The sequence below is a fragment of the Micromonospora sp. NPDC004540 genome, assembly GCF_040610095.1.
Lineage (GTDB): Bacteria > Actinomycetota > Actinomycetes > Mycobacteriales > Micromonosporaceae > Micromonospora.
In genome coordinates this window covers 83,388-88,826 of record NZ_JBEXLR010000017.1, presented here as the reverse complement: position 1 = coordinate 88,826, position 5,439 = coordinate 83,388, and the positions used below count along the sequence as shown (strand labels likewise).

The 5,439-nt window shown below is 73.7% G+C and carries 4 protein-coding genes and 1 pseudogene; 4 read left to right on the top strand and 1 reads right to left on the bottom strand.

From position 1 onward, the window contains the following. Positions 1-88 precede the first annotated feature (88 nt). A pseudogene (locus tag ABZV78_RS09045) lies at positions 89-2,425 on the bottom strand (bifunctional diguanylate cyclase/phosphodiesterase); the annotation flags it as partial. A gap of 572 nt (positions 2,426-2,997) precedes the next feature. On the opposite strand from ABZV78_RS09045, the gene ABZV78_RS09040 reads away from it, so the two are divergent. From ABZV78_RS09040 to ABZV78_RS09025, 4 genes are read left to right on the top strand one after another with little or no spacing between them, the layout of a single operon-like run. Further along, positions 2,998-3,132, top strand: coding sequence for a hypothetical protein (locus tag ABZV78_RS09040; RefSeq protein ID WP_355636801.1), 135 nt, complete (start codon positions 2,998-3,000; stop codon positions 3,130-3,132). Further along, positions 3,129-3,620 (top strand): cyclic pyranopterin monophosphate synthase MoaC, encoded by a 492-nt coding sequence (gene moaC, locus ABZV78_RS09035; RefSeq protein WP_189197574.1) that lies wholly within the window; start codon positions 3,129-3,131, stop codon positions 3,618-3,620. The genes ABZV78_RS09040 and moaC overlap by 4 nt, the downstream gene beginning before the upstream one ends. Next, positions 3,617-4,087, top strand: coding sequence for a MogA/MoaB family molybdenum cofactor biosynthesis protein (locus tag ABZV78_RS09030; RefSeq protein WP_355636799.1), 471 nt, complete (start codon positions 3,617-3,619; stop codon positions 4,085-4,087). The genes moaC and ABZV78_RS09030 overlap by 4 nt, the downstream gene beginning before the upstream one ends. Before the next feature lie 59 nt (positions 4,088-4,146). Beyond that, positions 4,147-5,406 carry a molybdopterin molybdotransferase MoeA gene (locus tag ABZV78_RS09025; RefSeq protein ID WP_355636797.1) on the top strand — a complete coding sequence of 420 codons (1,260 nt, stop codon included), beginning with the start codon at positions 4,147-4,149 and terminating at the stop codon, positions 5,404-5,406. The last annotated feature ends 33 nt before the right edge of the window (positions 5,407-5,439 follow it).

The window sequence follows — 5,439 nt, the reverse complement described above, 5'->3', positions numbered from 1 at the left end:
CGGTTGGGCGCCGGACCCCGAGTACGCGAAATACCCGGACCATGATCTTCACGATGTTCCGCTAATAGTGTTGGAGGCCGCGCGCACGTACATGGCCCAGCTCCCAGAGCGCCCGCCGCTGCGGCTCGCTCTCCACGCCCTCGGCCACCACGGTCAGGTCGAGGCTGCGGCCCAGGTCCAGGGTGGAGCGGATCACGGCGGCGGCCTCGGCCGCGCTCTCCATCGCGGTGACGAAACTCCGGTCGATCTTCAGCTCGTGCACCGGGATGCGGGAGAGCAGCGAGAGCGAGGAGTAGCCGGTGCCGAAGTCGTCCAGGGCCAGCCGTACGCCGGAGTCGCGCAGCCGGCTGAGCACCCGGTCGACCACGTCGAGCTGGCTGAGCGTCAGGGTCTCGGTCAGCTCCAGCACCAGCCGGTCCGGCGGCAGGTCGTGCGCCCGCAGCCGGGCCAGCACCGCACCGGGGAAGCGGGCGTCGAGGAGGCTGCGCGGTGACACGTTCACCGAGACCGGCAGGTCGAACCCGGCCTCCCGCCAGGAGCCGGCCGCGATCAGCGCCTGGTCGAGGATCGCCTCCGCGAAGGCGGGCAGCAGCCCCGACCGCTCGACCGCCTCGATGAAGCGGAGCGGGTCGATCATGCCGTGCGTGGGGTGGCGCCAGCGGGCCAGCGCCTCCGCGCCGATCACCTCGCCGCTGCCCAGGTCGACGATCGGCTGGAAGTTGACGGTGAACTCGTGGTCGGCGACGGCCCGGGGCAGCTCGCCGCCGAGGGTGAGCCGGCCCAGGTCGGCGGTGTCGCGGGTCGGGGCGTACGTGGCGATCCGCTGGCCGGCCCGCTTGGCCTGGTACATCGCCACGTCGGCGCGGCGCAGCAGCTCGGGCATCCCGCCGCTGGCCGGAGCGACCGCGATGCCGCCGCTGGCCTCCACGCTGATCCGCATGCCGTCCAGGTCGAGCGGCTCGTGCAGGGCGGCCAGCAGCGCGTCGGCCCGGTGCGCGGCCACCGCCGGGGCCGGCAGGCCGCGCAGCAGGACGGCGAACTCGTCGCCGCCGAGCCGGGCCACCAGGTCGTCCGGGCGGGCCGCGCCGCGCAGCCGGTCGGCGACCTGCGTCAGCACCCGGTCGCCGGCGCCGTGCCCGAGGGTGTCGTTGACCTCCTTGAAGTGGTTGAGGTCGATCAGCACCAGGGCGGTGACGCCGTCGGCGTGCCGGTTGGTGAGCTGCTCGGTGCCCTCGTCGAGCAGGTGCCGCCGGTTGGAGAGCCCGGTGAGCGCGTCGTGGGTGGCGGCGTACGCGTGCTCGTCGGCGATCCGGGCCAGCTCGGCGTACGCCTGGGCGTTGCGGACCGCGGTGCAGAGCGCCGAGGCGAAGGTACGCAGGGTGTACTGCTCCCGCTCGGACAACTCGACCGGCCCGGCGAACCGCAGCCGCAGCACCCCGAGGTCCACCGCCCGGTCGTGACCCTCCAGCGCGACCGGCATGACCCTGCCGTCCACCGTGCTGGCCTCGGGGGTCGCCCCGTCGTACGCGATGCCGGCGGCGCTGCCGCGGACCGTGCGCCGCCGGTCGCGCAGTTCGATCTCGACCTCGTCGGCCGAGAAGAGCTCGGCGGCCCCGGTGACGGCGGTGGTCAGCACCTGGTCGAGGTCGACCACGTTGAGCGCGTCGGTGGCCCGGGCGAGTCGTTGCCAGGCCTGCTGCTCCGTGCGGGTGCGGATCCGCGTCGAGTAGGCGAGGTGCAGGCTGAGCACCAGCGGCGGCACGGCGAGCAGCAGCCGGGGGTCGGCCCGGAGGATGAGCACGGTGCAGGCGGCCACCACGAACCGGACGGCGAAGCCGGCGACCCGCAGGTCCAGGTCACTGCGAAACTGCCGCAGGATGCGGGTGCCGGAGGCGAGTGCGATGACCGGCATCGCCAGCAGATCGTCGAGGAAGGCCGCGACCAGGTAGACGATGCTCAGGGTGCCGATGAGACTGCCGATCGGCGGCGACGACCCGGGCCAGTGGAGGAACCCGGCGGCGGCCGCCGTGCCCCCGGCGATCAGCACGTTCTTGCCGATGCCGAAGGCGGCCTTGATGGCCGGGAGACGCAGGATGGCGGAAGCGCCGGCCACGCCCAGGACCGTGCTCAGGACGACCCACGAGGCCGGGGCGATCGCGACACCGATCACGATGGCGGTCTCGACCCATGCGATGGAGTGCGTGGTCGACCGGATCCGGACGGAGGTCTTGACGATCCCACCGACCGCGATCATGAAGGTCAGCGTGGCGAACGTGGCCACGTCCCGAACGGAGCTGGGTGGCGTCCGCACCAGGAAGGTCGTCGCGGTGATCACCACGGCTGACGCGAGAACGACGATGAGACCGACGAGCGTCAGCAGCTGCCGATCGGTCTCAACATCGCGTCGTCCGTCGGTGTGGCTCACCCAGCTCCAGTGGCTGAACGGCTGAAGCCTGGACCGGCATCAACCAGCAGGTTCGATGCCAGGAGCCTACCGCGAGGGATTCTCGGGGTGAAGTCCCGCAGTTTCAGTGCCACTCGCTGCCGCGCATAGCCCGACTCCTTCCCGACCGTCTTTCGAAGCTTTCGAAGGTTCCGCAAAACCTCGAATGCAGCTTAGGGGCGGGGGACGCCCGGTCAGAAGACATAAATGTCGGTATGCGCAATATTAGCCAACACTGTGGTGTTATATGACGTTCTGTCCATCAACGTTGTGCGGAGCGGAGTGAGCCCTATCCCGCACGTGCCCGCCTCGTAGCCGAGCGCGACCGCACTGCTGTGGAACTTGCACCTCGCCTGTCAGACTGGACAGTCGCCCGTTCATTTTCAACCTCGCTTCGGCCGAGGATGCGAACCAAAATGGACCACGCACTCGGGTAAATGCCCCGTAGCAGGTCGGCGACCCGCCGCGACGGTCGGTGGAATTCCGATGCGAGCGATTTACGCGAACCAAATCCGGATTCGGCCCGCGTGAATATTCGAGTCCTGGGTGGTCCCGTGGCACGGGCCGAGGACGGCTATCTGCGTCTCGGCACACCCAGACAACAGCTCGTGTTCGCCATGCTCGCCGTGCAGGCGGGCCGACTGAAGCGCGCGCCCGGCCGTACCGGACGGATAGGCTCGCGGCCGTGACCGAACCCGCGCAGCTCACCCACGTCGACCCGGCCGGCGCGGCCCGAATGGTCGATGTCTCCGCCAAGCCGGTCTCCGGCCGGCTCGCGGTCGCCGCCGGCCGGCTCCGCACCACCGCGGAGGTGGTCGAGTTGCTGCGCCGCGACGGCCTGCCCAAGGGCGACGCGCTGGCGGTCGGCCGGCTCGCCGGGATCATGGGGGCCAAGCGCACCCCCGACCTGATCCCGCTCTGCCACCCGATCGCCCTGCACGGCGTCACCGTTGACCTGCGCCTCACCGACGACACCGTCGAGATCACCGCCACGGCGCGGACCGCCGACCGGACGGGGGTCGAGATGGAGGCGCTCACCGCGGTGGCCGTCGCCGGGCTCGCCCTGGTCGACATGGTCAAGGCGGTCGACCCGGCGGCGTCGGTGGACGCGGTCCGGGTGCTGCGCAAGGAGGGCGGCAAGACCGGCGAGTGGGTCCGGCCGGAGGACCGGCCGTGATCCGGGCCCGGGTGATCGTCGCCTCGAACCGGGCCGCCGCCGGGGTCTACGCGGACACCAGCGGCCCGCTGCTCGTGGCCGGCCTGCGCGAGCTGGGCTGTGAGACCGACGAGCCGGTGGTGGTGCCCGACGGCGAGCCGGTCGGCGCGGCGCTGCGCGCGGCCCGCCACGAGGGCGTCGACGTGGTGCTGACCAGCGGCGGCACGGGTGTCACCCCGACCGACCGCACCCCCGAGGTGACCCGACCCCTGCTCGACTACGAGATCCCCGGCATCGCCGAGGCGATCCGCGCGCACAGCCGAGACGCGGTGCCGACGGCCGCGCTGTCCCGCGGGCTGGCCGGGGTGGCCGGCCGGATGCTGGTGGTCAACCTGCCCGGGTCGCGGGGCGGGGCCAAGGACGGGTTGGCCGTGCTCGGGCCGATCCTGCGGCACACCGTCGACCAGCTCCGCGGCGGCGACCACTGACGATGGCCGGCGCAGCGCCCGGGAGCCCTCGGCCACCCGGCCGGGGATAGGCTCGGCCGATGAGCACGGAAACCGCAGCCGCCGCGGCCGAGGTCGCCGCGCCGCCGCCGGCCGGGTGGGCGGAGGCCCGCTCCCGGGTGTACGCGGTGGGTCTCGCCGCCGCGCTCCCCGCCGTCGACCGGCCGCTCGCCGACGCCGACGGGCACACCCTGGCCGAGCCGCTGGCGCCGCGGACCGACCTGCCGGCGTTCCCGACCTCCAGCGTGGACGGCTGGGCGGTACGCGGGGACGGCCCGTGGCAGGTGGTCGGCCGGGTGCTCGCCGGGCACGCCCCGCCCCCGCTGGAGGCCGACGGCAGCACCGTGGAGATCGCCACCGGCGCGATGGTTCCCGAGGGCACGACCGCGATCCTGCGCATCGAGGAGTCGACCCGGACCGCCGACGGCCGGGTGGCCGGCACGCCCCGTTCGGCGCCGGAGTGGCGGGAGCCGGGCGAGGAGGCGTACGCCGGGGAGGACCTGCTGCCCGCCGGCACGCCGGTCGACCCGGCGGTGATCGGCCTGGCCGCCTCCTGCGGACACGACACCCTGCGGGTCCGCCGCCGGCCCCGGGCCGCGCTGCTGGTCTTCGGTGACGAGCTGCTGACCTCGGGCCCGCCGGGAGCCGGCCGGGTCCGCGACGCGCTCGGCCCCGCGGTGCCGGCCTGGCTGCGCCGCTACGGCTGTCAGGTGCGCCCCGCCGACGTGGTCGGCCCGGTGGCCGACACCCTTCCCGCCCACGTGGCCGCGCTGCGCGCCGCGCTCGCCGACGCCGACCTGGTCTGCACCACCGGCGGCACCATGCACGGCCCGGTCGACCACCTGCACCCGACGCTGGAGGCGCTCGGCGCCGACTACGTGGTGAACACCGTGGCGGTCCGGCCGGGCTTCCCGATGCTGCTGGCCCGGCTGGTCGACGGCGACGGCCGGGTGCGCTTCGTGGCCGGCCTGCCGGGCAACCCGCAGTCCGCCGTGGTCGCGCTGGTCTCGCTGGTCGCACCGCTGCTCGCCGGCCTGCAGGGTCGGCCGATGCCGGTGCTGCCGCAGGTCACCCTGGCCGAGCCGGTCCCGGGGCGGGGCGACTACACCCACCTCGCCCTGGTGCGGTGGGACCGGGTGGCCGGCACCGCGCACCCGGTCGGGCACGTCGGCTCGGCGATGTTGCGCGGGCTGGCCGGCGCGGACGGCTTCGCGGTGATCCGGCCGGGCACGAGCGGTGCGGCGGGCGACCAGGTGCCGCTCGTGCCGCTGCCGCTCACCCCCGGGGAGCGGTCGTGGTGAGCGCGAGGAGTGAGCCAGGGTTGCGAGCCCCGC

What these genes read in the sequence shown, in the direction of transcription:
- ABZV78_RS09025 (WP_355636797.1), top strand. Translation starts at nt 4,147, where the DNA reads ATGAGCACGGAAACCGCAGCCGCCGCGGCCGAGGTCGCCGCGCCGCCG.